24 protein-coding genes are annotated in these 26,422 nt (G+C 61.2%); 12 read left to right on the top strand and 12 right to left on the bottom strand.

All coding sequences use genetic code 11. The annotated features are described in order from the left end of the window. Positions 1-35 precede the first annotated feature (35 nt). The 6 genes from C9383_RS16320 to C9383_RS16295 form a co-directional block, all read right to left on the bottom strand. Positions 36-299, bottom strand: a complete 264-nt coding sequence (locus tag C9383_RS16320; RefSeq protein ID WP_060753381.1) for a hypothetical protein — start codon at positions 297-299, stop codon at positions 36-38. Between the two features lie 377 nt (positions 300-676). Beyond that, on the bottom strand, positions 677-1,837 hold the full coding sequence (locus C9383_RS16315; protein WP_090368324.1) for a gamma-butyrobetaine dioxygenase: 1,161 nt from the start codon (positions 1,835-1,837) through the stop codon (positions 677-679). A 9-nt stretch (positions 1,838-1,846) separates the two neighbouring features. Next, on the bottom strand, positions 1,847-2,326 hold the full coding sequence (locus C9383_RS16310; protein WP_090368326.1) for a thioesterase family protein: 480 nt from the start codon (positions 2,324-2,326) through the stop codon (positions 1,847-1,849). Between the two features lie 14 nt (positions 2,327-2,340). Further along, the gene (locus C9383_RS16305; protein WP_090368329.1) at positions 2,341-3,306 is read right to left on the bottom strand and encodes an L-carnitine dehydrogenase; all 966 of its coding nucleotides are present in this window, start codon (positions 3,304-3,306) and stop codon (positions 2,341-2,343) included. 125 nt (positions 3,307-3,431) lie between these two features. Continuing rightward, positions 3,432-4,319, bottom strand: a complete 888-nt coding sequence (cdhC, locus tag C9383_RS16300; protein WP_060753377.1) for a 3-dehydrocarnitine:acetyl-CoA trimethylamine transferase CdhC — start codon at positions 4,317-4,319, stop codon at positions 3,432-3,434. An 87-nt stretch (positions 4,320-4,406) separates the two neighbouring features. After that, positions 4,407-5,351 (bottom strand): choline ABC transporter substrate-binding protein, encoded by a 945-nt coding sequence (locus tag C9383_RS16295; protein WP_060753376.1) that lies wholly within the window; start codon positions 5,349-5,351, stop codon positions 4,407-4,409. Between the two features lie 194 nt (positions 5,352-5,545). Here C9383_RS16295 and C9383_RS16290 point away from each other — a divergent pair, with 194 nt between their 5' ends. Further along, a complete protein-coding gene (locus tag C9383_RS16290; protein WP_060753676.1) occupies positions 5,546-6,490 on the top strand; it encodes a GlxA family transcriptional regulator in 945 nt (314 codons plus the stop codon). 68 nt (positions 6,491-6,558) lie between these two features. Then, a complete protein-coding gene (locus tag C9383_RS16285) occupies positions 6,559-7,737 on the top strand; it encodes an ATP-binding protein (RefSeq protein WP_090368331.1) in 1,179 nt (392 codons plus the stop codon). A gap of 112 nt (positions 7,738-7,849) precedes the next feature. Here C9383_RS16285 and C9383_RS16280 read toward each other — a convergent pair whose 3' ends face one another. Next, entirely contained in the window at positions 7,850-8,266 is a 417-nt protein-coding gene (locus C9383_RS16280) for a DUF3010 family protein (protein WP_090368333.1), read from the bottom strand. Between the two features lie 40 nt (positions 8,267-8,306). After that, positions 8,307-8,708 (bottom strand): lysozyme inhibitor LprI family protein, encoded by a 402-nt coding sequence (locus C9383_RS16275; RefSeq protein ID WP_090368335.1) that lies wholly within the window; start codon positions 8,706-8,708, stop codon positions 8,307-8,309. Positions 8,709-8,926: 218 nt separating this feature from the next. Here C9383_RS16275 and C9383_RS16270 point away from each other — a divergent pair, with 218 nt between their 5' ends. From C9383_RS16270 to etfB, 6 genes are all read left to right on the top strand, one after another. After that, positions 8,927-9,904 (top strand): dipeptidase, encoded by a 978-nt coding sequence (locus C9383_RS16270; protein WP_060753372.1) that lies wholly within the window; start codon positions 8,927-8,929, stop codon positions 9,902-9,904. Positions 9,905-9,979: 75 nt separating this feature from the next. Next, the gene (locus tag C9383_RS16265; protein WP_027606002.1) at positions 9,980-10,510 is read left to right on the top strand and encodes a DUF5943 domain-containing protein; all 531 of its coding nucleotides are present in this window, start codon (positions 9,980-9,982) and stop codon (positions 10,508-10,510) included. A gap of 15 nt (positions 10,511-10,525) precedes the next feature. Continuing rightward, entirely contained in the window at positions 10,526-12,586 is a 2,061-nt protein-coding gene (gene dgcA, locus C9383_RS16260; protein ID WP_060753371.1) for a dimethylglycine demethylation protein DgcA, read from the top strand. A gap of 153 nt (positions 12,587-12,739) precedes the next feature. After that, positions 12,740-14,683, top strand: a complete 1,944-nt coding sequence (gene dgcB / locus C9383_RS16255) for a dimethylglycine demethylation protein DgcB (protein ID WP_090368337.1) — start codon at positions 12,740-12,742, stop codon at positions 14,681-14,683. Then, positions 14,683-15,903, top strand: a complete 1,221-nt coding sequence (gene etfA / locus C9383_RS16250; protein WP_090368339.1) for an electron transfer flavoprotein subunit alpha — start codon at positions 14,683-14,685, stop codon at positions 15,901-15,903. Before dgcB ends, etfA begins: the two co-directional genes overlap by 1 nt. A gap of 10 nt (positions 15,904-15,913) precedes the next feature. Next, entirely contained in the window at positions 15,914-16,684 is a 771-nt protein-coding gene (etfB, locus tag C9383_RS16245; RefSeq protein WP_090368341.1) for an electron transfer flavoprotein subunit beta, read from the top strand. Between the two features lie 673 nt (positions 16,685-17,357). Here etfB and gbcA read toward each other — a convergent pair. Continuing rightward, a complete protein-coding gene (gbcA, locus tag C9383_RS16240) occupies positions 17,358-18,653 on the bottom strand; it encodes a glycine-betaine demethylase subunit GbcA (protein ID WP_060753367.1) in 1,296 nt (431 codons plus the stop codon). A gap of 282 nt (positions 18,654-18,935) precedes the next feature. Here gbcA and gbcB point away from each other — a divergent pair, with 282 nt between their 5' ends. Beyond that, positions 18,936-20,036 (top strand): glycine-betaine demethylase subunit GbcB, encoded by a 1,101-nt coding sequence (gbcB, locus tag C9383_RS16230; protein ID WP_060753366.1) that lies wholly within the window; start codon positions 18,936-18,938, stop codon positions 20,034-20,036. Positions 20,037-20,797: 761 nt separating this feature from the next. On the opposite strand, the gene C9383_RS16225 is transcribed toward gbcB, so the two are convergent. From C9383_RS16225 to C9383_RS16215, 3 genes are all read right to left on the bottom strand, one after another. Continuing rightward, a complete protein-coding gene (locus C9383_RS16225) occupies positions 20,798-21,331 on the bottom strand; it encodes an REP-associated tyrosine transposase (protein WP_090368343.1) in 534 nt (177 codons plus the stop codon). A 91-nt stretch (positions 21,332-21,422) separates the two neighbouring features. After that, a complete protein-coding gene (locus C9383_RS16220) occupies positions 21,423-21,623 on the bottom strand; it encodes a hypothetical protein (protein WP_090368345.1) in 201 nt (66 codons plus the stop codon). A 172-nt stretch (positions 21,624-21,795) separates the two neighbouring features. After that, on the bottom strand, positions 21,796-22,836 hold the full coding sequence (locus C9383_RS16215) for a threonine aldolase family protein (protein ID WP_090368347.1): 1,041 nt from the start codon (positions 22,834-22,836) through the stop codon (positions 21,796-21,798). A 90-nt stretch (positions 22,837-22,926) separates the two neighbouring features. On the opposite strand from C9383_RS16215, the gene C9383_RS16210 reads away from it, so the two are divergent. The 3 genes from C9383_RS16210 to C9383_RS16200 all read left to right on the top strand — a co-directional run bounded on the left by C9383_RS16210 (position 22,927) and on the right by C9383_RS16200 (position 26,418). After that, the gene (locus tag C9383_RS16210) at positions 22,927-23,655 is read left to right on the top strand and encodes a TraX family protein (RefSeq protein ID WP_090368349.1); all 729 of its coding nucleotides are present in this window, start codon (positions 22,927-22,929) and stop codon (positions 23,653-23,655) included. A 236-nt stretch (positions 23,656-23,891) separates the two neighbouring features. Next, on the top strand, positions 23,892-25,145 hold the full coding sequence (gene glyA / locus C9383_RS16205; protein ID WP_060753361.1) for a serine hydroxymethyltransferase: 1,254 nt from the start codon (positions 23,892-23,894) through the stop codon (positions 25,143-25,145). A 22-nt stretch (positions 25,146-25,167) separates the two neighbouring features. After that, positions 25,168-26,418, top strand: a complete 1,251-nt coding sequence (locus tag C9383_RS16200) for a sarcosine oxidase subunit beta (RefSeq protein WP_010207084.1) — start codon at positions 25,168-25,170, stop codon at positions 26,416-26,418. The last annotated feature ends 4 nt before the right edge of the window (positions 26,419-26,422 follow it).

The raw sequence follows: 26,422 nt of genomic DNA, 5'->3' as shown, positions 1-26,422 counted from the left end.
TGCGACGATTCGACTTGCTCCCGATCAGCGGCGCCTCAGGCGCCGGAGTTCTGCTTGAACTGCATCAGAGCCGGTAACAGCTGCTTGTCGATCGCCTGGCGAACGGCCGGCAGAATCGTCGCGCTGCCGGTGTACATCTGCTCCACCATGCCCTTGAGTGCCTTGGCCCGCGCCGGGCTCAAGCCGCGTACTGCGCACTCGCAGGCCTGCTCGGCGGTGGCACCGCTGGACACTTCAAAACCCAGCGAGCGCAGGTGGCCCAGCAGGTCATCCTGGTCAATCAAATCCGCGTGCATCATGACATTCATCCTGGTGTAGAGAGCGGGGGTCGATTGGGATTCTGGTAGGCCAATGACCGGTCGGCAAGGGCAGAATCCACGAATGACTCAGATGGCTATGGACAGGTCGTTTTCGGGCCATTTGCTGATGGAAGGAATAGGCACACTGGGCACCAGGCACACACCTTGAAGGTTTGGTCACCCTCGGGATGTCACGCTCACACCAAGCGCTCTGCCCCGATCCAGTCACGGCTGGACCGGGGCTTTTTTTGTCTGGAATCTGGAGTGACCGCACTGGCCTCTTCGCGAGCAAGCCCGCTCCCACACTTGATTGCATTCCAAAGGCGGAACTCGGTCAAATGTGGGAGCGGGCTTGCTCGCGAAGGCCGCGCTGCGGTCTATCGCTGCAACACCAGAATCCTGGAGAGCAACTCATCCCGGTCGATGTAGCACCCCTGGAAATGCCGCGCTCCGGACCCAGGGTCAAAAGCATTGCGCGCATGCAGGGTGCGGCGGTTGTCGAAGCACCACAGCTCCCCCGGATTCAGGCGCTTTACCAGGCGAAAACGCGCCTCGCGCGTCATGCCGATAAAGCGTCGATACGCGCGATACAGCAACGGCATCCGGGCAACGCTGGTCTCGAACGGGCCACGCAAAAAGTTGGCCATGCGGATCTCCGCCACATCACCCATGGCATCCAGTGCAATGATCGGCGCCAGGCGGCGATAGTCGCTGTGACGGTCCTTGTTGCGAAACTCCACCGGGATTTCACACAGTGCCTGGAACGCTTCGGGATCCTCCTGACGCAAGGCGCTGGCGATGGCGAACCCATCGACAAAAATGCTCTCGCCGCCGTTGGCATCGTTCACCAGGCAATGCAGCAATTGCAGCCCCGGTTGCAGCTCCCGCGTAGGCAAATCGCTGTGCAGCGGCAGGTTGAAAGCCGTGTAGGCATTGCTGTCGGCATCGGCTTTGGATTGCACGTTGAACAGCACGCCAAAGTTACTCTCGCGGATAAACGCAATACGCCTGGCGACCAGCGCGAGGGAGCCGGGCTCGGTGGGGACGCCGCGGATTTGGGTGAGGCCGCCATCGCGCAGGGCCAGCAGCCATTGCAGCAGCGCGTTGGCGTCCTCCATGACTGCCGAATAGTCGAAAACCGGTAACTGCAACTGACTGTCCCATAGCCGGGGCTTGGGTTTTGCCGCACGCCGTTCAGCACGGGATTCATCGTCATAGGCGTGAGCCCGCAGCCAGCCGGGATCGTACCGGCTGCGGTGGCCGCCGCTCCATTCCACGCTCAGGTTGCCTTGATCGATGCGCGCAAAGGTCGCACTGAGGTCGGCATCCACATCGACGATCTCAAGCACCTGCTCGCGGGTCACGCTGTACACGCATTCCGGGCACGGGCAGTTGTCCCGCAGCCACTGATGATGAAACGGGCTGACCCGCCCATCGGCCCACTGCACAAGGAGCTGATCGGCCTGCACCTGCACCTGCGCGAGGTCGCAGATCTTCGGGTAAGTACGGAAATCGGCAACAGCGGCGGCGGTTTGCATGGCGGCTCCTTATGGTTTCTTGGGTGGCAATCCAATCACTCGGCCGAGCAGGGCAGGGCGCGGCAGGTCGGCCTGTTCGGCCAGGATGGCGGCGAGTTTTTCCAGCGTGGCCTCAGTGAACGGTGTCGAACTCGGCCCCGCCAGATCGACGTGCAACAGCATCTGTTCGTTGCCCGCCAGCTCCTTCGCATCGTCCACCCCATGCAGGCTGTGATAGAGGTGCAGGCGCTTGGCGTCATGCGCGATCAGTTGGGTGTGCACTTGCACCTGCGCACCGAGTTTCACTTCGTGCAGGTAGTTCAGGTGCAGCTCCAGGGTGAACAGCGAATGGCCGCTGGCTTCGCGGTTTTCGCAGGTCAAGCCCAGGGTGTCCATCAGCGCGTCGGTGGCGTAGCTGAAGATCAGCAGGTAGAACGCGTCGCGCAGGTGGCCGTTGTAGTCCACCCAGTCGGGGTGGACCTGGGTGGTGTAGGTGGTCAGTGCGGGCATGTCAGGGTTTCCCGTTATTCGGCGAAAGTCATGCCGTGCTTGGCTTTGGTGGTTTTCACCGCTTCCAGCACCGCCAGCAGGCAGTCATCACGATAGCGCTCCAGCGCCGAAATGCTGTGTTTGCCCAGTTGATCGCTGGTGCCATCGACCACGTCGTCGATCAGCTTGTCGGTCAGTTCCGGCGCCGGCAGGTAGGTCCACGGCAATTGCAGCGCCGGGCCGAACTGCGCCATGAAATGCCGCATCCCGGCATCGCCGCCCGCCAAGGTGTAGGTGAGGAAGGTGCCCATGAACGACCAGCGCAAGCCTGCGCCAAAGCGGATGGCGTCGTCGATCTCGCCGGTGGTGGCCACGCCGTCATTGACCAGGTGCAGTGCCTCACGCCACAACGCTTCGAGCAGGCGGTCGGCGATAAACCCGGGGACTTCCTTGCGCACGTGCAAGGGGCGCATGCCGAGGGACTCATACACCGTGATGGCCGCTTGAATCGCTTGCGGCGCGGTGTTCTTGCCGCCAACGACTTCCACCAGCGGCAACAGGTAAACCGGGTTGAACGGGTGACCGACCACGCACCGCTCAGGGTGGGTCGAGCCCTCGTAGAACTCACTTGGCAACAGGCCGGACGTGCTCGAACCAATCAACGCATTCGGCTTGGCCGCCGCGCTGATCTTGCTGTGCAACTCCAGCTTCAATTCCAGCCGTTCCGGCGCGCTTTCCTGGATGAAGTCGGCGTCTTTAACGCACTCTTCAATGGTGGCAACAAAGCGCAGGCGGTCCTGCGACGCACCCGGTGCCAGGCCCTGTTTCTCCAGGGCGCCCCAGGCATTGGCGACGCGCTTGCGCAGGGCGGCTTCGGCCCCGGGCGCCGGGTCCCAGGCGACCACATCCAGGCCGTGGGCGAGGGCGCGGGACACCCAGCCGCTGCCGATGACGCCACTGCCGAGGGCGGCGAAGGTTTTGATTTCAGTGATAAAGCTCATGGCAAATTCCTAAAGAGTTCGGTGATTCATGTGGGAGGGGGCTTGCTCCCGATAGCGGTAAGTCAGTCAACGAACCCTGCAACAGATCCACCGCCATCGGGAGCAAGCCCCCTCCCACAGTTTGATTAATGGCGTTTGGCAAGGCCCATTTTTGCCCGACCTTCGGCCGGGGTCAGAACCCGTGCGCCCAGGCGGCTGAGGATTTCACCGGCGCGCTCCACCAGTTGGCCGTTGGTGGCGAGCACGCCTTTGTCCAGCCACAGGTTGTCTTCCAGGCCGACCCGTACGTTGCCGCCCAGCAGCACCGCTTGCGCCGCCATTGGCATTTGCATGCGGCCGATGCCGAAGCCGGCCCACACCGCATCAGCGGGCAGGTTGTCGACCATGGCTTTCATGGTGGTGGTATCGGCCGGTGCGCCCCATGGGATGCCCAGGCACAGTTGAAACAGCGGGTTGTCGAGCAGGCCCTCTTTAATCATCTGCTTGGCGAACCACAGGTGGCCGGTGTCGAAGATTTCCAGTTCGGCCTTGACGCCCAGCTCCTGGATGCGTTTGGCGCCTGCACGCAGTTGCGCCGGAGTGGACACGTAAATAGTGTCGCCATCGCCGAAGTTCAGGGTGCCGCAGTCCAGGGTGCAGATTTCCGGCAGCAGCTCTTCCACGTGGGCCAGGCGGGTCAGCGGGCCGACCAGGTCAGTGTTGGGGCCGAAGTCCATCGGGCTTTCGCCGCCGCCGATTTCCAGGTCGCCGCCCATGCCGGCGGTGAGGTTGACGATAATGTCGATGTCGGCCTCACGGATCCGCTCCATCACTTCGCGGTACAGGGCAACGTCGCGGCTGAACTTGCCGGTTTGCGGGTCACGCACGTGGCAGTGCACCACGGTCGCGCCGGCCTTGGCGGCTTCAACGGCTGCGGCGGCGATTTGTTTGGGGGTGACCGGCACGTGCGGGCTTTTGGCGGTCGTGTCGCCAGCACCGGTGAGTGCGCAGGTGATGATGACGTCGTGGTTCATGAGGCGGTTCCTTACAGGCGTGATTTCAAGGGCGTGGCGATGCCGCTCGCGGTCGGAAGTGACCGCGAAACGGTGTTCGAAACAGGTTTACTTACTGGTCAATTGCAGGTTCGCCGCCGCCGGCTTGCCGTCGAAGGTGGTGACACCTTCCAGCCAGCGCGCCTGGTCTTGCGGGTGGTCCTTGAGCCACTGCTTGGCGGACTCGATGGGGTCCTTGTGATCCAGCAACGGCTGCATCATTCGGCTCTCATCGGCGGCGGTGAAGGTCAGGTTGGTCAGCAGCTTGTGAACGTTGGGGCACTGTTGGGCGTAGTTGGGTGAAGTCACGCTCCACACCGTGGCCATACCTTCGTTCGGGCCGAGGGCGTCGTCGCTGCCGGTGAGGTAGGTCATGGCGACGTTGACGTTCATCGGGTGCGGCGCCCAGCCGAAGAACACCACAGCCTCCTTGCGGCGTACCGCCCGGTCGACGGCGGCGAGCATGCCGGCCTCGCTGGATTCCACCAACTGGAATTTACCCAGGCCGAACTGGTTCTTGGCAATCATGGCTTTGATCTGGGTATTGGCCCCCGAGCCTGGCTCGATGCCGTAGATCTTGCCGCCCAGCTCTTTCTCGAACTTGGCGATGTCGGCGAAGGTTTTCAGGCCCTTGTCCGCCAGGTAAGTCGGTACGGCGAGGGTGGCGCGGGCATCTTCCAGGCTGGGCTTTTCGAGCACCTTGACTTGCTTGGCGTCGACGAATGGGGTGATGGTCTGGGTCATCAGCGGGTTCCAGTACCCCAGGAACAGGTCCAGGCGCTGGTCGCGGATACCGGCGAAGATGATTTGCTGGGAGGCGCTGGTTTGTTTGGTCTTGTAGCCGAGGCCGTCGAGCAGCACTTGGGTCATGGCGCTGGTGGCGATTACGTCGGTCCAGTTCACCACGCCCATGCGCACGTTCTGGCAAGACGCCGCGTCGGCAGCCAGTACGTTCGTGCTCAAGATGGCGCTGGCGCTGAGTGCAAGCACACAGCGGCTGATCAGTCGGTTCATGGTGGATCCCTCGGCAGGTCGTTATTGTGGGGTTCCGGCGTCTTTGTGCGCCGTGAGGCCAAGTTACGCAAGCCAGGGGGCGGCAAAGCGCACGGCGGCGACCAGCTCTTGCACTGCAGCGACCTGCCCCCTTGAATCCGTGCATGAACGGGAGTATCACAGTGCCACGCTGCCCGTATGACGAGTGCGCCACCATGTCCCAGGATTTCTACTTTTTGCTGATGCCGGGTTTCTCGGCCATTGGCTTTATCTCCGCGCTGGAACCGCTGCGGGTGGCCAACCGCTTTCGGGGCGAGCTGTACCGCTGGCACGTATTGAGTGCCGATGGCGGAGCGGTGTTGGCCAGCAATGGCATGTCGGTGAATGCCGACGCCGCGCTGGAACCCCTGAAAAAAGGCGCGACGTTGCTGGTGGTCGCCGGCTTTGAACCGTTGCAGTTCGCCACGCCGGCACTGGAGCACTGGCTGCGCCGTCTCGACCACGACGGCGTGACGCTGGGGGCCATCGACACCGGGGCCTGCGTGCTTGCTGAAGCAGGCTTGCTCGACGGCTACCGCCTGACCCTGCACTGGGAGGCCATCGACGCCTTCAAGGAATCGTATCCACACTTGAGCGTGACCCAGGAACTGTTCGAGATCGACCGGCGCCGCATTACCTGCGCCGGAGGCACGGCCTCCATCGACCTGATGCTCGACCTGATCGCCCAGGCCCACGGCCCTGACCTGGCGATCCAGGTGTCCGAACAGTTCGTGCTCGGCCGTATCCGCCCACGCAAAGACCACCAGCGCATGCAGATCGCAACGCGTTACGGCATCAACAACAAGAAGTTGGTGCACGTGATCGGCGAGATGGAACAACACACGGAGCCGCCGCTGAGCACCCTGGCCTTGGCCGACGCGATCAAGGTGACCCGGCGGCAGTTGGAGCGGCTGTTTCGCCTGCACTTGAATGATACGCCGAGCAATTTCTACCTCGGCCTGCGCCTGGAAAAGGCCCGGCAGCTGTTGCGCCAGAGCGGTATGAGTGTGCTGGAGGTGAGCATTGCCTGCGGGTTTGAGTCGCCGTCGTATTTCACCCGCAGCTACCGTGCGCGGTTTGCGAAATGTCCACGGGAGGATCGTCGACGGGAGGCGGTTTGACGGGCAATTATAGTTAATTATACTCAAGACTATAATTTATAGTTGAATCCATAATTTGGTATAAAAGCATGTCCAAGAACAGCGGCTTTGTGTTTCGCCGTCCCGCCCTGGCGAGCAGCATTGCCGACGGACTGGTGGGGGTGGGTATTCAGGACTTCACGTCGGGGCTGTTTCTCGCGGCCCCTCGGCGCACCGGAAAAAGTACGTTCTTGCGCGAAGACCTGATCCCGGAGTGTCAGTTGCGGGGTTGGCTGGCCGTCTACGTCGATCTGTGGGCCGACAAGGAGAAAGACCCTGCGCAGTTGATCGCCAGCGCTATTGCGGCGGCCCTGGCGCCCTACGAAAAAGGCATTCGTAAACTGGCCAAGAACATTGGCATCGAGAAACTGAGCTTTCTGCGTACCCTTTCCTGGGACTTCACCCAGCCACAACTGCCTGCTGGTGCGACGCTGACCCAGGCCCTGGAATTGCTCCACAGCGCCGCAGAAAAACCCGTCGTGCTGGTGATCGACGAGGCGCAGCACGCGCTGACCAGTGAGTCGGGCCTCAATGCGATGTTCGCTTTGAAGGCTGCCCGGGATCAGCTCAACCAGGGCCGTGACGAGGAGGGCAGCGGTTTGCTCCTGGTGTTCACCGGTTCCAACCGCGACAAGCTGGCCCATTTAGTGTTGGGCAAGAGCCAACCGTTTTTCGGGTCGAGCATCACGCCGTTTCCGCTGCTGGGTAAAGAGTTCACCCAGGCGTACACCGCACACCTCAATGCGCACCTGGCCCAGACCAACCAATTTAATGCTGCCGATATTGATGAAGCCTTCGAGCTGGTAGGCCGGCGCCCCGAGATGCTGCGCACGATCATCGGTGAAGTGGCACTGGAGTTGGGCGCGGCGAGCAATCTTGGCCAACTGCTGCACAGTCGCGCCGAATTGCTGCGCGCCGGTGTGTGGAGCGAATTCGAAAGCGCCTGGAATGCCCTGACCCTCCCGCAGCGCGCGGTGCTGCAGGTGATGGTGGAGCGTTTGCAAAGCAATGAACCCTTTGCACCCTTTACCGACACCACGATTACCGCGGTCAGCAAGACGTTGGAGGCGATGGGCAGCGATGTGGTGCCGGGCACCCAGACGATTCAGGCCTGCATCGATGCCCTGCGCGACAAGGAACTGGTGTGGAAGTCGAGCCGGGGCGGCTATGCGCTGGAAGACAAAACGTTTGGAGATTGGCTGCAGCACAAGGCCCGTACACCCAACTAAAGACAACGCAGGGTAGATGTGGGAGGGGGCTTGCTCCCGATAGCGGTGGGTCAGCTACAGATGTATCGACTGACAGTCCGCCATCGGGAGCAAGCCCCCTCCCACATGGGGTTTATTTCTTGAGCAGTGCCGCGCACGCCGCCTTGTAGGCTTCATGCTGGTATTTGTTCAGCGTCGTCGGTAGATCAAAGTTGTGCTTCTTGTTCTGCGCGTTGAGGGTCTGTGGCGACAGCAGCGTCACCTCAACCCCGTCCAGCAACTGAAACACCCCTTCAATCTTGAACGTGGTCGGCCCGCCGGCAAATTCACCTTTCTTGCTGCGTTTCTTGATGGCGATGCGCGTGATGGCGTTTTCCCGCACAAAGGCCTGCACCTGGGCGGCGAACGCCTTGACGTTGGCCGCCTCATCATCGTCTTCAAGCGCGATTTTCTTGGTCGCCAAGGGGATGTGGCTCAGCGCCTGATTGTCCAGGGAGGCGACGGCGATGATGGCTTCGCTGCCTTTGATTTCGATGCCGCAGGTCTTCATGGATAGCCTTGTCTAGAAGGTAGGTCGCAGGGATTGTCGCTTATTCCTGGCCGATCGACTCCAAAAACTCCGACCGCTCATCACTCATTCGCGCCAGGCAATCATTGTGTTGGATGGCATAGCCCTTGGTGCCCGCCACTGCCGGGAAAGTGTCCACCGCGCAATCGGCGTCACGCAGCTTTTCCCATTTCTGCTGGGCGTCCTTCAGACGAGCGGTAATGTCGGCGAGCTGCGTCTTGTTGCTGCCATAGGTCGAACCCATGCGTTCCAGAAGGCCCTGGTAGTTATCCTTGAGCAATTGCTCGGCAGTGGTTTTGTTGAAAGTGGCGCATTCCAGGGTTTGTTTGTCGTTTTCGATGCCATCGCACGGCGTGTTGTCGGTGTCTTCAGCCGCGTGGGCGGTGGTTGCGATGAGTGCCAAAGCCAGGAAAATCGATTTCATTGCGCCGTCTCATATCAAGTAATGGCCGAATTCTGGCTCAAGCGTAAGACAAAGAACAGCCACCAGTCAGGCCTGTCTTAACAGCCTTTGTCGCGGATTGACGCTTTCGGCAATTCCCCTGTCGTTTTTGCACCCGGTTCCGTCGGCCCCTGGGCATATGCTGGCCCAAAGCGCCGGCAGACGATTCGGCGCATGAATTGCCAATAAGGGGACGCCTGATGAGCCCAGCCGAATTGCACGCCGACAGCATCGTTATCGACGGGCTGATTATTGCCAAGTGGAATCGCGACCTGTTCGAGGACATGCGCAAAGGCGGCCTCACCGCCGCCAACTGCACCGTGTCGGTGTGGGAAGGCTTCCAGGCCACTATCAATAACATCGTGGCCAGCCAGACCCTGATCCGTGAGAACAGTGACCTGGTAATCCCGGTGAAAACCACTGCCGATATCCGTCGTGCCAAAGAGCTGGGCAAGACCGGCATCATCTTCGGCTTCCAGAACGCCCATGCGTTCGAAGACCAGCTTGGCTATGTCGAGATCTTCAAGCAGCTCGGCGTGGGCGTCGTGCAGATGTGCTACAACACCCAGAACCTGGTCGGCACCGGCTGCTACGAGCGCGACGGCGGCCTGTCGGGCTTTGGTCGTGAGATTGTCGGCGAGATGAACCGCGTCGGCATCATGTGCGACCTGTCCCACGTGGGCTCCAAGACCTCTGAAGAAGTCATTCTCGAATCGAAAAAGCCGGTGTGCTACTCCCACTGCCTGCCATCGGGCCTCAAAGAGCACCCGCGCAACAAGTCCGATGAAGAGCTGAAGTTCATCGCCGACCACGGTGGTTTTGTCGGTGTGACCATGTTCGCGCCGTTCCTGGCCAAGGGCATCGATTCGACCATCGACGACTACGCCGAAGCCATCGAGTACACCATGAATATCGTTGGTGAAGACGCCATCGGCATCGGCACCGACTTCACCCAGGGCCATGGCCAGGATTTCTTCGAAATGCTGACCCATGACAAGGGCTACGCCCGCCGCCTGACCAACTTCGGCAAGATCATCAACCCGCTGGGCATCCGCACCGTGGGCGAGTTCCCCAACCTCACCGAGACCCTGCTCAAGCGCGGTCACCCTGAGCGTGTGGTGCGCAAGATCATGGGCGAAAACTGGGTCAACGTTCTCAAGGACGTCTGGGGCGAATAAGTCACCGCCCACGCATTTTTCCCTCGGCCATCCGTGTCGGGGGCATCCAAACGAATTTTCTGGAGTTGAGTTTCCATGGCCAAGATCGCCCCGCAATTGCCAATCGAAGTCGACAGCGAGACCGGTGTCTGGACCTCCGACGCCCTGCCGATGCTGTATGTGCCGCGCCATTTCTTCGTCAACAACCACATGGGTATCGAAGAAGTATTGGGCGCCGAAGCCTATGCCGAGATCCTCTACAAGGCCGGCTACAAATCCGCTTGGCACTGGTGTGAAAAAGAAGCCGAATGCCACGGCCTGGAAGGCGTCGCGGTGTTCGAGCATTACATGAAGCGCCTGTCGCAACGTGGCTGGGGCCTGTTCAAGATCCAGGACATCGACCTCGACAAAGGCACCGCCAGCGTCAAGCTCGAACACTCCGCTTTCGTCTACGTGTATGGCAAGGTCGGACGCAAGGTCGACTACATGTTCACCGGCTGGTTTGCCGGCGCCATGGACCAGATCCTGCAGGCGCGTGGCAGCCAGATTCGCACTGTGGCCGAGCAAGTCTACGGAGGCTCCGAAGAGGGCCACGATGACGGCTTGTTCACCGTCAAGCCGTTGTAAGCCGAGGACCGTGCCATGGCTTTCGAAGCAATGTTCCAGCCGATCCAGATCGGCAAACTGACTATCCGCAACCGCGTGCTCAGTACCGCCCACGCCGAGGTGTATGCCACCGATGGTGGGATGACCACTGACCGCTATGTGAAGTACTACGAAGAGAAAGCCAAGGGCGGTATCGGCCTGGCGATCTGCGGCGGCTCCTCGGTGGTGGCCATCGACAGCCCGCAGGAATGGTGGAGCTCGGTGAACCTGTCCACCGACCGCATCATCCCGCACTTCCAGAACCTGGCCGACGCCATGCACAAGCATGGCGCCAAGATCATGATCCAGATTACCCACATGGGTCGTCGCTCGCGCTGGGACGGCTTCAACTGGCCGACCCTGATGTCGCCGTCCGGCGTGCGTGAGCCGGTGCACCGCGCCACCTGCAAGACCATCGAGCCGGAAGAAATCTGGCGCGTGATCGGCAACTACGCCCAGGCTGCGCGTCGGGCCAAGGCCGGTGGCCTGGACGGGGTAGAACTGTCCGCCGTGCACCAGCACATGATCGACCAGTTCTGGAGCCCACGGGTCAACAAGCGTACCGACGAATGGGGCGGCACCTTCGAAGGCCGCATGAAGTTCGGCCTGGAAGTGTTGAAAGCCGTGCGTGCCGAAGTGGGTGACGACTTCTGCGTGGGCATGCGCCTGTGCGGCGACGAGTTCCACCCGGATGGCTTGTCCCACGAGGACATGAAACAGATCGCCAAGTATTACGACGACACCGGCATGCTCGATTTCATCGGCGTGGTGGGTTCAGGCTGCGACACCCATAACACCCTGGCCAACGTGATCCCCAACATGAGCTACCCGCCGGAGCCGTTTTTGCATCTGGCGGCCGGTATCAAGGAAGTGGTCAAGGTTCCGGTGCTGCACGCGCAGAACATCAAGGACCCGAACCAGGCCACACGTATTCTGGAAGGTGGCTATGTGGACATGGTCGGCATGACCCGTGCGCACATCGCCGACCCGCACCTGATCGCCAAGATCAAGATGGGCCAGATCGACCAGATCAAGCAGTGCGTGGGTGCCAACTACTGCATCGACCGTCAGTACCAGGGCCTGGACGTGCTGTGCATCCAGAACGCCGCGACTTCCCGTGAATACATGGGCGTGCCGCACATCATCGAGAAGTCCACCGGGCCCAAGCGCAAAGTCGTGGTGGTCGGTGCCGGCCCTGCCGGGATGGAAGCGGCGCGGGTGGCCGCCGAGCGGGGCCACGACGTGACCCTGTTCGAGAAAAAAGAATTCATCGGCGGGCAAATCACCACGGCCTCCAAGGCACCGCAGCGTGACCAGATTGCCGGTATCACCCGCTGGTACCAACTGGAACTGGCGCGCTTGAAAGTCGACCTGCGCCTGGGGGTGGCGGCCGATGCCGACACCATTCTCGACCTGCGCCCCGATGTGGTGGTGCTGGCGGTGGGCGGGCAGCCGAATGTGGAGCAGAACGAACACTGGGGCGCCGCCGAAGGTTTGGTCGTGAGCAGCTGGGATGTGCTCGACGGCAAAGTCGCACCGGGCAAGAACGTGTTGGTCTACGACACCATCTGCGAGTTCACCGGTATGTCGGTGGCGGATTTCCTTGCGGACAAAGGCAGCCAGGTCGAGATCGTCACCGACGACATCAAGCCGGGCGTGGCCATCGGCGGTACGTCGTTCCCGACCTACTACCGCAGCATGTACCCCAAGGAAGTGATCATGACCGGCGACATGATGCTGGAAAAGGTCTACCGCGAGGGCGACAAGCTGGTGGCGGTGCTGGAGAACGAATACACCGGCGCCAAAGAGGAGCGGGTGGTCGACCAAGTGGTGGTGGAGAACGGCGTACGCCCGGACGAAGCCATCTACTATGCGCTCAAGGAAGGCTCGCGCAACAAGGGCCAGATCGACGTCGAAGCCTTGTTCGCGATCAAGCCGCAGCCGTGCTTGAGCGAGTCGGGTGAGGGGTACTTGCTGTTCCGCATTGGTGACTGTGTGGCCCAGCGTAATACCCACGCTGCGATCTATGACGCCCTGCGCTTGTGCAAGGATTTCTGACCCGACACCGAACCAATGTGGACTCGGTCTGAATGTGGGAGGGGGCTTGCTCCCGATAGCGGTGGGTCAGCTACAGATGTATCGACTGACAGTCCGCCTTCGGGAGCAAGCCCCCTCCCACATTAGACCTGTGTGGTCTGTGGGAGCTTCACCATGTTGAACACCTTGCTGCCTATCCTGTTATTTGCCGCTCTGGGCCTCGCGGTCCTCGGCGCCCTGCGCCGGGTGAACATGTGGCGCCGTGGTCGTGCCTCGAAAGTCGACCTGCTGGGCGGCCTGCTGGCCATGCCCAAGCGCTACATGGTCGACCTGCACCATGTGGTCGCCCGCGACAAATACATTGCCAACACCCACGTCGCCACGGCGCTGGGCTTCGTGCTGTCGGCGTTGCTCGCCATCCTGGTGCATGGCTTCGGCCTGCAGAGCCGCATCCTGGGCTACGCCTTGCTGCTGGCCTCGGTGCTGATGTTTGTTGGCGCCACCTTCGTCTACCTGCGTCGGCGCAAGCCACCGTCGCGCCTGTCGAAAGGCCCATGGATGCGCCTGCCGAAAAGCCTGATGGCGTTCTCGGTGAGCTTCTTCCTGGTGACCTTGCCGGTGGCCGGGATTCTGCCCGCCGACTTCGGCGGCTGGCTGCTCGCGGCGATCTTGAGCGTGGGGGTGCTGTGGGGCGTCTCGGAGATGTTCTTCGGCATGACCTGGGGGGGGCCGATGAAGCACGCCTTTGCCGGTGCCCTGCACCTGGCCTGGCACCGTCGCGCCGAACGCTTCGGCGGCGGGCGTTCGACCGGTTTGAAACCGCTGGACCTGCGCGATAAAACCGCGCCATTGGGTGTGGAAAAACCCAAGGATTTCACCTGGAACCAACTGCTCGGCTTCGACGCCTGCGTACAGTGCGGCAAGTGCGAGGCCGCCTGCCCCGCCTTTGCCGCCGGCCAGCCGCTGAACCCGAAAAAGCTCATTCAAGACATGGTGGTCGGCCTGGCCGGCGGTACCGATGCCAAGTTTGCCGGCAGCCCGTATCCCGGCAAAGCCATTGGCGAGCATGGTGGCAACCCGCATCAGCCGATCGTCAACGGCCTGGTGGACGCCGAGACCTTGTGGTCGTGCACCACTTGTCGCGCGTGCGTGGAAGAGTGCCCGATGATGATCGAGCACGTGGACGCCATCGTCGACATGCGTCGCCACCTGACGCTGGAAAAAGGCGCTACGCCGAACAAAGGTGCCGAAGTCCTGGAAAACCTGATCGCCACCGACAACCCTGGCGGTTTCGCACCGGGCGGCCGACTGAACTGGGCGGCGGATCTGAACCTGCCGTTGCTCAGTGACAAGGGCAACTGCGAAGTGCTGTTCTGGGTCGGTGATGGCGCTTTCGACATGCGCAACCAACGCACCCTGCGCGCCTTCGTCAAAGTACTCAAGGCCGCCAAGGTCGACTTCGCCGTACTCGGCCTGGAAGAACGTGACAGCGGTGATGTGGCACGCCGCCTGGGCGATGAAGCGACCTTCCAGCTGCTGGCCACGCGCAACATCCAGACCCTGGCCAAATACACCTTCAAGCGCATCGTCACCTGCGACCCGCACAGTTTCCATGTGCTGAAAAACGAATATGGCGCCTTCAACGGTAACTACCTCGTGCAGCACCACAGCACCTTCATGGCCGAGCTGATCGGCGAGGGCGCGCTGAACCTGGGCCAGCACAAGGGCAACAGCGTGACCTACCACGACCCTTGTTACCTGGGCCGCTACAACGGCGAATACGAAGCCCCGCGCCAGGTGCTGCGGGCGCTGGGGATCGAGGTCAAGGAGATGCAACGCTCCGGTTTCCGTTCGCGCTGCTGCGGCGGCGGTGGCGGCGCGCCGATCACCGACATTCCCGGCAAGCAACGTATCCCGGATATGCGCATGGAAGACATCCGTGAAACCGGCGCCGAGCTGGTGGCGGTAGGGTGCCCACAGTGCACGGCGATGCTTGAAGGGGTGGTCGAGCCTCGGCCCTTGATCAAGGACATCGCTGAACTGGTCGCCGACGCGTTGCTCGAAGACGCCGCACCGGCCAAAGCCCCCTTGAAACGTGAACCTGCGGAGGTGCACTGATGAGCGACATTATCCGCCGCGACCCACGGGCCGAATGGATTGCACGTAACCGCCTGCACCCGCTGCATGCGGCGATGCAGCCAGTGCAACACAGCTGGATGGGGCCCAACGGCATCCTGCGCAAGAACGTGCATGGCGTCGGTTTCATCGGCCCCAATGGCATCAAGCGCATCGACCGCAGCGGCGCCCAGCAGGGCGGCGCGAGCAAACGTACGGCTGCCGCCGAAGTGCAGTTGCCACTGCATCAGGTAGCAGCGCCTGCGTTCTATATCAACGTGGTGCCGGACATGGTCGGCGGCCGATTGAGCAGCCACGACCGCGACTTGCTCGGCCTGGCCCGACAACTCGCCGGCAGCGACGGCGCCGTGCTGGTCGTGGTATTTGGCGAGCACAAGGAAAGTACCTTTGCCACGGCCGGTGTCGATCGCCTGCTGGTGCTGGAAGGGCATGAGTTCGACGGTTATTCACCGGAGCAACGCGTGCAAGGTTTGCGCGCTGTGGATAACCAGTTCAACCCGCGTCACTGGCTGCTGCCCGATAGCCGCAGTGGCGGCGGTGAGTTGGGCCGGCGGTTTGCCGCCAGCCTCAAGGAGCGCCCGGCCACGCGGGTCTGGCAGATCAAGGGCGAGGAGTGCATCGGCCGTGCCGGCGCCGGCCAGGAAGACTTGGCCCGGCCGCTGCCACGCTTGATTCTGGCGGCCGCCGAATGTGCCGACCCGGTCAGCGAGACCCGTCACGAAGTGTTGCCCGTGGAGTTATCCACAACCCTGGCTCGCAGCCTGCCGCGAATCGAAGACCTCGGTGCGGTGGCGGTGGACCCGGCGGCGATTCCCATGGCCGAAGCCGAATTCATCTTCTCTGGCGGCAACGGCGTGAAGGATTGGGCGCTGTTCCACCAGACCGCTGCCGCCCTGGGCGCCACTGAAGGCGCGTCGCGGGTGGCAGTGGACGACGGCTTCATGGCGCGCGATCGCCAGGTCGGCGCCAGCGGCACCTGGGTCACTGCCCGTGTGTATGTGGCCGTGGGTATTTCCGGGGCGATCCAGCACCTGCAAGGCATCGGTGCCTGCGACAAGGTGGTGGCGATCAACCTCGACCCCGGTTGCGACATGATCAAGCGTGCCGACCTGTCGGTGATCGGCGAGAGTGCCGCGATATTGCAAGCCTTGATCGAGGCGGTGGCGGCCTACCGCAACGGCGCCAAGCGCGATGCAGCTTAGGACTATGACCATGACGACGAATGTAATCAGCCTGGTTTCCATTGGCGCCCATCCCACCTCCGGGCGCCCGCGTCGTGCGGAGCAGGATGCGCGTGCGGTCGAACTGGGCCTGCAAATGGCTGGGGATAAGTTGCAGGTGTTGCACGCCGGCAATGTTGCCGAACCGACGTTGCGCAGTTATCTCGGCATGGGCTTGCCGCAACTGCATGTGCTGGAACAACCGGCCGGCAGCGATGCCTTGCCGGTGCTCGGTGAGTATCTGCGCGATGCGGGGGCCCAGGTGGTGCTCGCCGGCAGCCAGGCGGAAACCGGTGAAGGCTCGGGCATGTTGCCGTTCCTGCTGGCTGAGCAATTGGGCTGGCCGCTGATCGTGGGGCTCGCCCAGGTGGAGTCTATCGACGGCGGCGTCGCCCATGTGCTGCAAGCCTTGCCGCGTGGCCAGAGGCGGCGCCTGAAGGTGCGCCTGCCGTTCCTCGCCACGGTGGATAACGCGGCGCCCAAGCCTCGGCAGAGTGCCTATGGCCCCGCGCAGCGCGGTGAGCTGGAGGCGCATGAGGTTGAAGTGCTGGAGGATGAGTTATTCACAGGCGCCGTGCTGCAACCGGCCAAGCCTCGGCCCAAACGCCTCAAGGTGATCAAGGCCAAGAGCGGTGCCGACCGGATGAAGGCGGCAACCGCCAAAGCCAGTGGCGGCGGTGGTCAGGTGCTCAAGGGCCTCAGCCCCCAAGCGGGCGCCGAAGCCATTCTCAAGCTGCTGGTTGAGGAAGGCGTGGTTCGCTGATCCTGGTAGGAGCGAGCCGGCTCGCTCCTGCATTACCCACAATCCCTGTTGAACCGTCTGTGGATAACCTGTTCGCGGTTGTCCACACCCCATACAGATCAAGCCCTGTAGCCCTCTGTACGAAAAACAACCAGTCTAACTGGCGGTTTTTTATAGGTTTTTTCCTGACTTCATGCATTTCATTGTGCAGACTTTCCCCCAAAGTCTGTTGGCGCTTCTGTGGATAAGATGTTCGCTATTGGCTGGAACCCTTATGAATAAAGGCTTTCAAGGGGTTGGTCAAAATTTGATCTATTTCGGCTTTTTGTGCTCTGAAAATCCTGAATGCCGTGTTTTGTGAAGGTTTGGAGTGGTTTTCCACAGCGCAGCTGAAGTTGCCCCCAAAGTCTGTTGGTGGTTCTGTGGATAAGGTGTTCGCGTACTAATACAGGCCACGTTTTACGTAGCTTGTAGAGTTATGGTTAAAAAATGATCAGTGCCTGCTTGATATCGTCAACTTGAATAAGTCACGGATTTTCTTCAGTTAATTTCTGAGGGGAAGCGCAGTTGCCCACAATTGCTGTGGGTGGCTTTGTGGATAAGTTGTTGGGCGAAGGCTGGAGGGCAGGGGAATCAAGAGGCATCCGGGGGCTGGATGTTTTTTGTACAAACCAGCCCCTGGAGGATCAACGCGTTATTCGTGAACCGCAACACCCTTGAGGTACGGCGCCGGAGCGGCCCCCAGGTTGCTCAACATGCGCTCGCTGTACCAATCCACGAAGTTGACTACGCCGAACTCATAGGTCTTGGAGTATGGGCCTGGCTGGTAGGCGGTGGAGTTGATACCGCGCTGGTTTTCTTCGGCCAGGCGACGGTCCTGGTCGTTGGTGGCGTCCCACACCTGGCGCATACGTTCTACGTCGTAGTCCACACCCTCTACGGCGTCCTTGTGCACGATCCACTTGGTGGTGACCATGGTTTCCTGGGCGCTGATCGGCCACACGGTGAACACGATGATGTGGTCGCCCATGCAGTGGTTCCATGAGTGGGGCAGGTGCAGGATACGCATCGAGCCCAGGTCCGGGTTCTTGATGCGCCCCATGAGTTTGGCGCAGCCCTGCTTGCCGTCCATGGTCATCGACACGGTGCCCTTGAGCAGCGGCATGCGCACGATGCGGTTACGCAAGCCAAAGCTGGCATGGGCGTAAGGGATTTTCTCGGCATCCCAGGCAGCGGCGGAGGCGGCTACATGGTCCTTGAACGCCTGGTCGGCGCGGGGGTCGGTGACGTCGTCCCATTCCAGCAGGGTTTTCAGTAGTTCGGGGTGCGAGGCGTTGCAGTGGTAGCACTCGCGGTTGTTCTCCAGCACCAGCTTCCAGTTGGCTTTTTCCATCAAGGTGGTTTGCACCGCCACCTTGGTGTTCTCCATGTCGTAGGGTTCCATGTAGTGATTCAGGGTCGACAGGAAGTCGTCGATGGCCGGCGGGTTTTCGGCCAGGCTGATGAAGATGTAGCCGCCGGCGGTCTTCACATTCACCGGTTTCAGGCCGTACTGCTTCATGTCGAAGTCGGCGCCCATCTCGGTACCGGCGAACAGCAGGCGACCGTCCAGTTCGTAGGTCCACTGATGGTAGTGGCAGACCAGCTTGGCGACCTTGCCCTTGTCGCTGGTGCACAGGCGTGAGCCACGGTGGCGGCATACGTTGTGGAACGCATGCACCACACCTTCGGCGCCACGGATCACGATGATCGGGTTCTTGCCCACTTGCAGGGTCAGGTAGTTGCCCTTGGTGGGGATCTCGCAGGTCATGCCGGCGATCAGCCACTCTTTCTGGAAGATCTCCTGCATGTCGATATCGAACAGCCGGTCATCCGAATAGAACGGTTGTGGCAGCGAAAAGGTGCGCTCGCGTTCTTGCAACATTTGCGCGGTGGCCTTGCGTGCGGGTTCCAGCGGATCGCCCAAGCTTAAGGTTGCGGTGACGTCCATCGTATGTGTCCTCATGGCCATTCAGTGTGGCCGGCGAATAGTGGCTACGGTTGTACTACGCAAGGCGTAAAGAAAGCGTCGTTGTTGGGGGTGAGTGTGGGGCCGCCGACTGCCAGAACCTTGTCCATTAGCGACATGGCCCACTCTGATCCCGACGCGCAACCCCCGTGGTATGGGGGCTGGTCGCGATAAGTATGTGAATGTCGCAGATAGGTAAATGGGCGCATTCGGCGTTACGCAAAATCGCCATCATCAGGCCGACCTACGGCTACGGAGAACAGCATGTCCAATAACTTCCTGAACCCGGTAACTACCCAGACCTGGGCCAATGGTCGGCATATCGTCCGTTGCGTCAAAGTCATCCAGGAAACCTGGGACGTGCGCACCTTTTGCTTCATGGCCGACCAGCCGATCCTGTTCTTTTTCAAGCCGGGGCAATTCGTCACCCTGGAGTTGGAAATCGACGGCCAGCCAATCATGCGCTCGTACACCATTTCCAGTTCGCCATCGGTGCCGTACAGCTTCTCGGTGACGATCAAGCGCGTCCCGGGCGGCCGGGTTTCCAACTGGTTGCACGACACCCTGCATGAAGGCCAGGAGTTGGCGGTGCACGGGCCGGTCGGGCTGTTCAATGCCATCGACTTCCCGAGCCCGAAAGTGTTGTACCTCAGCGGCGGTGTCGGTATCACGCCGGTGATGTCCATGGCCCGTTGGTTCTACGACACCAACGCCAACGTCGACATGACCTTTATCCACAGCGCCCGCTCGCCCAAGGACATCATCTATCACCGCGAGCTGGAACACATGGCGTCGCGCATCGATAACTTCAGCCTGCACCTGATTTGTGAGAAGCACGGCTTGGGTGAGCCCTGGGCGGGGTATCGCGGTTACCTGAATCACAAGATGCTCGAACTGATGGTGCCGGACTTCCTGGAGCGCGAAGTGTTCTGCTGTGGCCCAACGCCCTATATGAACGCCGTGAAACGCCTGTTGGAGGCCGCAGGCTTCGACATGGCGCGCTATCACGAAGAATCCTTCGGGGCTACGCCGCCGGAAGCCCGCGCCGACGCGGTGGAGCAGGCCGAGCAAGCCGCCGAGGCGCCGGAAATCGATCTGGCGGATTTGCATCAAGTGGAGTTCATTGCTTCAGGCAAGAGCATTCGCGTGGCACCGGGTGAAACGGTGCATGCCGCAGCGGCCAAGCTTGGGCTGTTGATTCCAAAGGCGTGTGGCATGGGCATCTGCGGAACGTGCAAGGTGATGAAGCTGGGTGGAGAGGTCGAGATGGACCACAACGGCGGGATTACTGAGGAAGACGAAGCCGAGGGTTACATCCTGTCGTGCTGCAGCGTGCCTAAAGGTGATGTGCGAATCGAGTTCTGATCCACTTTTCACGCAAGGCTTACGGTGTGACGCGGAGCGTCACGGGCTGCATGCCCACGCAGAGCGTGGGCACGATCATCACCGGCCCAGCTCGTTCCCACGCTCCGCGTGGTAACGCCGCCAGGGACGCTCTGCGTCCCGCCTTCACGCAAGGCTCACGGTGTGACGCAGAGCGTCACGGGCTGCATGCCCACGCGGAGCGTGGGCACGATCACCGGCGCAGCTCGTTCCCACGCTCCGCGTGGTAACGCCGCCAGGGACGCTCTGCGTTCCGCTTTCACGCACGGCTTGCGATGTGACGCGGAGCGTCACGGGCTGCATGCCCACGCGGAGCGTGGGCACGATCACCGGCCCAGCTCGTTCCCACGCTCCGCGTGGTAACGCCGCCAGGGACGCTCTGCGTTCCGCTTTCACGCAAGGCTTGCGGTGTGACGCGGAGCGTCACGGGCTGCATGCCCACGCGGAGCATGGGCACGATCACCGGTCCAGCTCGTTCCCACGCTCCGCGTGGTAACGCCGCCAGGGACGCTCTGCGTTCCGCTTTCACGCAAGACTCACGGTGTGACGCAGAGCGTCACGGGCTGCATGCCCACGCAGAGCGTGGGCACGATCACCGGCCCAACTCGTTCCCACGCTCCGCGTGGTAACGCCGCCAGGGACGCTCTGCGTTCCGCTTTCACGCAAGGCTTGCGGTGTGACGCAGAGCGTCACGGGCTGCATGCCCACGCGGAGCGTGGGCACGATCATCGGCTCGCGAGCTGTCAGTACCAGCGTTGGATGTCGATCAGCCCTGGCATTCCGGCATAGTTGCGGGCACTCGAATACCTCCAGTGTTCAGCCAGATCCACGTAACCCCGTTTGACCGGGTTATGGTGGATGTAATCGAGCTTCTGGTACATCACAGCCTCGCTGTACACCAACTCCGCGTGTGAGCCCTCCTGCCAAAGCTGATAAGCCCGATCCGCCTTGTGCGCGCGTTTACTGAAGCGAAGGCGTTGCAAAACCCGTTCTGCGCCTTTGCTCTGCAGGTCATCAATGATGGTTCGGGCAGTGAAGGACTTGAATCGGCTGACGCATTTGCCAAGGTCAGGCGCCTGGGCGACGAAATGCAGATGGTTCTCGAGGATGACATAGCCGTAAAGGTTCAAGGCTTCATGGCTCTGTTGGTATCGCCAGCAATCCAGAAGATGGCCGACGATGTAATCACGGGTAAACAACGGTAGCCATTCCATGACGGTACAGGTCAGGAAGTGTGGCTTTTCGGGTTCGGTGATGACGTAGCGGCTTCTGCCCATGGGGTCGTCCTTGCATCGGGGGCGGCTTGGGCGCAGAGCGCCCGGGGCATGCATTCCCACGCGGAGCGTGGGAACGATCAATCAAGGAGGGTTATTGGGCGTAGATGTGGACGACGAAGTGCTGGCCTGATGCTGTCAATTCATAGACTTTGTCGTAAATCCGCAATGTGCGCGATGGCTCTCGGATGGTGTCACCGACTTTTGCGTACTTCCTGAATTCATCCCAATCGATGACGGTGGTGCTGATAGTGCCGTCGCTTTGCAGAGTGTCGCCGTTGCTTTGGTATTCCATGGTTTGTCTCTCTTCTGGATTTCCGTTTCCAGCCGGATATGCGGCAGGCGGTTGGCCCGAAAGGCGGGCTGTGCAGCGGCCTTTTCCTTTCGGGTTCCAAGAGGTTAGTCAATGAAATTCCAGTGTGTAGCTGTCAGAAATATCAAATAACAGACTCGGCGTTACGCCAGTATCAGGCACCCATCACTGTTCGAATATCCGCGGCTAATTCTCTTACACGCTCCTCCTCGGTATCCCACGCACACATGAAGCGTGCGCCGCCTTTGCCGATGAAGGTGTAGAAGCGCCAGCCCTTGGCCGTCAGTGCGGCAATGGCTGGTTCCGAGAGCTGCAGGAAGACGCCGTTGGCCTGCACCGGGAACATCAGTTCAACCCCTGGAATATCCGCCACCAGGCTGCTCAGCAATTGTGCGCAGTGGTTGGCGTGCCGGGCATGCTTGAGCCAGGCGTCGTTTTCCAGCAGGCCCACCCAGGGGGCGGAGAGAAAGCGCATTTTTGACGCCAGTTGGCCGGCCTGTTTGCAGCGGTAGTCGAAGTCTTCAGCCAGTTTGTGATTGAAGAACAGGATCGCCTCGCCTACGGCCATGCCGTTCTTGGTGCCGCCAAAGCACAATACGTCCACACCGGCTTTCCAGGTCAGGTCGGCGGGGGAGCAACCGAGGAAGGCGCAGGCGTTGGAGAAGCGCGCGCCGTCCATGTGCAGGTTCAGGCCCAGTTCCTTGCAGGTGGCGCTGATGGCGCTGATTTCATCCGGGGTGTACACGCTGCCGACTTCGGTGGCCTGGGTCAGGGTTACCACGCGGGGTTTGGGGTAGTGGATGTCCTGGCGCTTGAGGGCGATCTCGCGGATGGATTCCGGGGTCAGCTTGCCATTTTCGGTGCGGGCGATGAGCAGCTTCGAGCCGTTGGAGAAAAACTCCGGTGCACCGCATTCGTCGGTTTCGACGTGGGCGGTTTCCGAGCAAATCACGCTATGGTAGCTCTGGCACAGTGAAGACAGTGCCAGTGAGTTGGCTGCGGTGCCGTTGAAGGCGAAGAACACTTCACAGTCGGTTTCGAACAGATTGCGGAAACCGTCGGCGGCGCGGTGGGTCCATTCATCATCGCCGTAGGCGCGTTGATGCCCCTGGTTGGCTTGTTCCATGGCGGCCCAGGCTTCCGGGCAGATGCCGGAGTAGTTGTCGCTGGCGAATTGTTGGCTCTTGTCGGTCATGGCCCATTCCTGTGGTCGATGTTGGTGCGCACTGTAACCAAGATTGTCGGGCATACGCACGCGCTGTAAATGCAGAGTCACTGGGGAATTATGCACGGTACTGAAACGATGGCTGTCGGACGTGTCCGCGATGGCGCTCTGGACCTGCTCAAGTGGCTGGCGCTGCTGAGCATGGTGCTGGATCACCTGCGCTATGTCGGCTTAAGCCTGGATGGCTTGTATGTGCCGGGGCGCCTGGCGTTCCCGTGGTTTTGCCTGGCGATTGCGGCGAATCTGCATCGGGGCCGCGACCTGCCGGCAAGGGGCCGCTGGCGCTACTTGGGCTGGTTGTTGCTGTTCAGCGTGATCAGCGAAGTGCCGTACCGGTTGTTTATCGAGGATGCCGATACGTTGAATGTGCTGCCAACCTTGGCGCTGGGTTTGCTGGTTGCCCGAGGATGGCAGCAAAAGGCCCTGATTGATCGAGGCATGGCGCTGATCGCCGTCACGATAGCCGCCCTGTTTTCAAACCACTTAATGTTCGGTTTTTTTGGTGTATTGCTGCCATTGGTGATGCTGCTGGTGTTCCGTCGCCGTTGGTATTTCAGTGTGTTGCCGGGCTTGGTCTGCGTGGCCGCCAACCAATGGCAGATATTGCTCGATAACGGCACGCCGGTTGCGCTGATGGGATTGGTTGCCTGCCTGATTGCGCCACTGGCGGGCCTGGTCTTATTGCGACACGCCAAAAACGCCTCGCCGCCCGCCATGCGCCGCTGGGCCTATAGCCTCTATCCCGTGCATTTCCTGCTGCTGCTACTCGTTCGTCAAGCTATCGCCTAACCCCTTGTGGGAGGGGGCTTGCTCCCGATAGCGGTGTGTCAGCCACTGCATTTGCAAGCTGGCCCACCGCTATCGGGAGCAAGCCCCCTCCCACATTTGTTCTGTGTTGTTCGGGCCATGTCGTAAACGCACCTTTGCGTGGCGTGCGTAGGCATTTGACCTGTCTGCGCCAGCCCTACCATCGCATCAAAGGGCCTGTATGGGCCTCACCAATACGAAAGGCTGGGAGAGACGCGATGTTCAGCAAACAAGACCAGATCCAGGGATATGACGACGCACTGCTGGCGGCCATGAATGCCGAGGAGCAGCGCCAGGAAGATCATATCGAGCTGATCGCGTCAGAGAACTACACCAGCAAACGCGTGATGCAAGCCCAAGGCAGTGGCTTGACCAACAAATACGCCGAAGGCTACCCGGGCAAGCGCTACTACGGCGGCTGCGAGCATGTGGACAAGGTGGAAGCCCTGGCCATCGAGCGCGCCAAGCAACTGTTCGGTGCCGATTACGCCAACGTACAGCCGCACTCCGGTTCGTCCGCCAACAGCGCGGTGTACCTGGCCCTGCTGCAAGCGGGCGATACCATTCTGGGCATGAGCCTGGCCCACGGCGGTCACCTGACCCACGGTGCCAAGGTGTCGTCCTCGGGCAAGCTGTACAACGCGGTGCAATACGGCATCAACACCGACACCGGCCTGATCGACTACGACGAAGTCGAGCGTCTGGCGGTTGAGCACAAGCCGAAGATGATCGTTGCAGGCTTTTCCGCCTACTCCAAGACTCTGGATTTCCCACGTTTTCGTCAGATCGCCGACAAGGTCGGCGCGTTGCTGTTCGTCGATATGGCGCACGTTGCCGGCCTGGTTGCCGCTGGCCTGTACCCCAACCCGCTGCCGTACGCTGACGTGGTGACCACCACTACCCACAAGACCCTGCGCGGTCCACGGGGCGGTCTGATCCTGGCCAAGTCCAACGAAGAAATCGAAAAGAAACTCAACGCTGCCGTATTCCCCGGCGCCCAGGGCGGCCCGCTGATGCACGTCATCGCCGGCAAGGCAGTGTGCTTCAAGGAAGCGCTGGAACCTGGTTTCAAGGCTTATCAGCAACAAGTGATCGACAACGCACAGGCCATGGCCAGCGTGTTTATCAAACGCGGCTACGATGTAGTGTCCGGCGGTACCGATAACCACCTGTTCCTGGTCAGCCTGATCCGTCAGGGCCTTACCGGCAAAGAGGCGGACGCCGCCCTGGGCCGCGCCCACATCACCGTCAACAAGAACGCCGTGCCGAACGACCCGCAGTCGCCCTTCGTGACCTCGGGCCTGCGCATCGGCACCCCGGCGGTGACCACGCGTGGTTTCAAAGTGCCGCAGTGCATCGAGCTGGCCGGCTGGATCTGCGACATCCTCGACAACCTCGGCGATGCCGATGTCGAGGCCAACGTGGCCAAGCACGTGTCTGCCCTGTGCGCTGATTTCCCGGTTTATCGCTGAGCGCGGTTTTGGAGTAATGACTATGCAACGCTACTCGGGCTTCGGCCTCTTCAAGCACTCCCTCAGCCACCACGAAAACTGGCAGAAGATGTGGCGCACGCCGACCCCGAAAAAGGTCTACGACGTGGTCATCGTCGGCGGTGGCGGGCATGGTCTGGCGACCGCCTACTACCTGGCCAAGGAACACGGCATCACCAATGTGGCCGTGGTCGAGAAAGGTTGGTTGGGCGGCGGCAACACCGCGCGCAACACCACCATCGTGCGTTCCAACTATCTGTGGGACGAGTCGGCGCACCTGTACGAACACGCGATGAAGCTGTGGGAAGGTTTGTCCCAGGACCTGAACTACAACGTGATGTTCTCCCAGCGCGGCGTGTACAACCTGTGCCATACCCTGCAGGACATCCGTGATTCCGAACGTCGTGTGAGCGCCAACCGCCTTAACGGCGTGGACGGCGAACTGCTCAACGCCAAGCAAGTGGCCGACGAGATCCCGTACCTCGACTGCTCGAAAAACACCCGTTACCCGGTACTCGGCGCCACCGTGCAACGGCGTGGCGGCGTGGCCCGTCACGATGCCGTGGCCTGGGGCTTTGCCCGTGCGGCTGACGCACTCGGCGTGGACTTGATCCAGCAGACCGAAGTCATCGGTTTCCGCAAGGAAAACGGTGTGTGCATCGGCGTGGAAACCAACAAGGGCTTCATCGGCGCCAAGCGCGTCGGTGTGGTCACCGCCGGTAACTCCGGGCACATGGCGTCGCTCGCCGGTTTCCGCCTGCCGATCGAATCCCACCCACTGCAGGCACTGGTGTCGGAGCCGATCAAGCCGATTATCGACAGCGTGATCATGTCCAACGCCGTGCACGGTTACATCAGCCAGTCCGACAAGGGCGACCTGGTGATCGGCGCCGGCATCGACGGCTACAACGGCTACGGCCAGCGCGGTTCGTACCCGGTGATCGAACACACCATCCAGGCCATCGTCGAGATGTTCCCGGTGCTGTCGCGCGTGCGCATGAACCGTCAGTGGGGCGGCATCGTCGACACCACGCCGGATGCGTGCCCGATCATTTCGAAAACCCCGGTACCGAACATGTTCTTCAACTGCGGCTGGGGCACCGGCGGCTTCAAGGCCACCCCAGGCTCAGGCAACGTGTTCGCCGCAAGCCTGGCCAAGGGGGAAATGCACCCGCTGGCCGCGCCATTCTCCATCGACCGTTTCCACAACGGTGCGTTGATCGACGAACACGGCGCTGCGGCCGTCGCCCACTAACAGG

Origin of the sequence: Pseudomonas palleroniana (genome assembly GCF_003031675.1) — a bacterium.
Lineage (GTDB): Bacteria > Pseudomonadota > Gammaproteobacteria > Pseudomonadales > Pseudomonadaceae > Aquipseudomonas > Aquipseudomonas palleroniana.
Note: the sequence above shows the minus strand (reverse complement) of the source record. Positions and strands in the feature narration are given on the sequence as shown.

Bases quoted from the DNA above. Each gene is read 5' to 3' on its own strand.
- C9383_RS16320 (WP_060753381.1), bottom strand. From the start codon at position 299: ATGATGCACGCGGATTTGATTGACCAGGATGACCTGCTGGGCCACCTG.
- C9383_RS16315 (WP_090368324.1), bottom strand. From the start codon at position 1,837: ATGCAAACCGCCGCCGCTGTTGCCGATTTCCGTACTTACCCGAAGATC.
- C9383_RS16310 (WP_090368326.1), bottom strand. From the start codon at position 2,326: ATGCCCGCACTGACCACCTACACCACCCAGGTCCACCCCGACTGGGTG.
- C9383_RS16305 (WP_090368329.1), bottom strand. From the start codon at position 3,306: ATGAGCTTTATCACTGAAATCAAAACCTTCGCCGCCCTCGGCAGTGGC.
- cdhC (WP_060753377.1), bottom strand. From the start codon at position 4,319: ATGAACCACGACGTCATCATCACCTGCGCACTCACCGGTGCTGGCGAC.
- C9383_RS16295 (WP_060753376.1), bottom strand. From the start codon at position 5,351: ATGAACCGACTGATCAGCCGCTGTGTGCTTGCACTCAGCGCCAGCGCC.
- C9383_RS16290 (WP_060753676.1), top strand. From the start codon at position 5,546: ATGTCCCAGGATTTCTACTTTTTGCTGATGCCGGGTTTCTCGGCCATT.
- C9383_RS16285 (WP_090368331.1), top strand. From the start codon at position 6,559: ATGTCCAAGAACAGCGGCTTTGTGTTTCGCCGTCCCGCCCTGGCGAGC.
- C9383_RS16280 (WP_090368333.1), bottom strand. From the start codon at position 8,266: ATGAAGACCTGCGGCATCGAAATCAAAGGCAGCGAAGCCATCATCGCC.
- C9383_RS16275 (WP_090368335.1), bottom strand. From the start codon at position 8,708: ATGAAATCGATTTTCCTGGCTTTGGCACTCATCGCAACCACCGCCCAC.
- C9383_RS16270 (WP_060753372.1), top strand. From the start codon at position 8,927: ATGAGCCCAGCCGAATTGCACGCCGACAGCATCGTTATCGACGGGCTG.
- C9383_RS16265 (WP_027606002.1), top strand. From the start codon at position 9,980: ATGGCCAAGATCGCCCCGCAATTGCCAATCGAAGTCGACAGCGAGACC.
- dgcA (WP_060753371.1), top strand. From the start codon at position 10,526: ATGGCTTTCGAAGCAATGTTCCAGCCGATCCAGATCGGCAAACTGACT.
- dgcB (WP_090368337.1), top strand. From the start codon at position 12,740: ATGTTGAACACCTTGCTGCCTATCCTGTTATTTGCCGCTCTGGGCCTC.
- etfA (WP_090368339.1), top strand. From the start codon at position 14,683: ATGAGCGACATTATCCGCCGCGACCCACGGGCCGAATGGATTGCACGT.
- etfB (WP_090368341.1), top strand. From the start codon at position 15,914: ATGACGACGAATGTAATCAGCCTGGTTTCCATTGGCGCCCATCCCACC.
- gbcA (WP_060753367.1), bottom strand. From the start codon at position 18,653: ATGGACGTCACCGCAACCTTAAGCTTGGGCGATCCGCTGGAACCCGCA.
- gbcB (WP_060753366.1), top strand. From the start codon at position 18,936: ATGTCCAATAACTTCCTGAACCCGGTAACTACCCAGACCTGGGCCAAT.
- C9383_RS16225 (WP_090368343.1), bottom strand. From the start codon at position 21,331: ATGGGCAGAAGCCGCTACGTCATCACCGAACCCGAAAAGCCACACTTC.
- C9383_RS16220 (WP_090368345.1), bottom strand. From the start codon at position 21,623: ATGGAATACCAAAGCAACGGCGACACTCTGCAAAGCGACGGCACTATC.
- C9383_RS16215 (WP_090368347.1), bottom strand. From the start codon at position 22,836: ATGACCGACAAGAGCCAACAATTCGCCAGCGACAACTACTCCGGCATC.
- C9383_RS16210 (WP_090368349.1), top strand. From the start codon at position 22,927: ATGCACGGTACTGAAACGATGGCTGTCGGACGTGTCCGCGATGGCGCT.
- glyA (WP_060753361.1), top strand. From the start codon at position 23,892: ATGTTCAGCAAACAAGACCAGATCCAGGGATATGACGACGCACTGCTG.
- C9383_RS16200 (WP_010207084.1), top strand. From the start codon at position 25,168: ATGCAACGCTACTCGGGCTTCGGCCTCTTCAAGCACTCCCTCAGCCAC.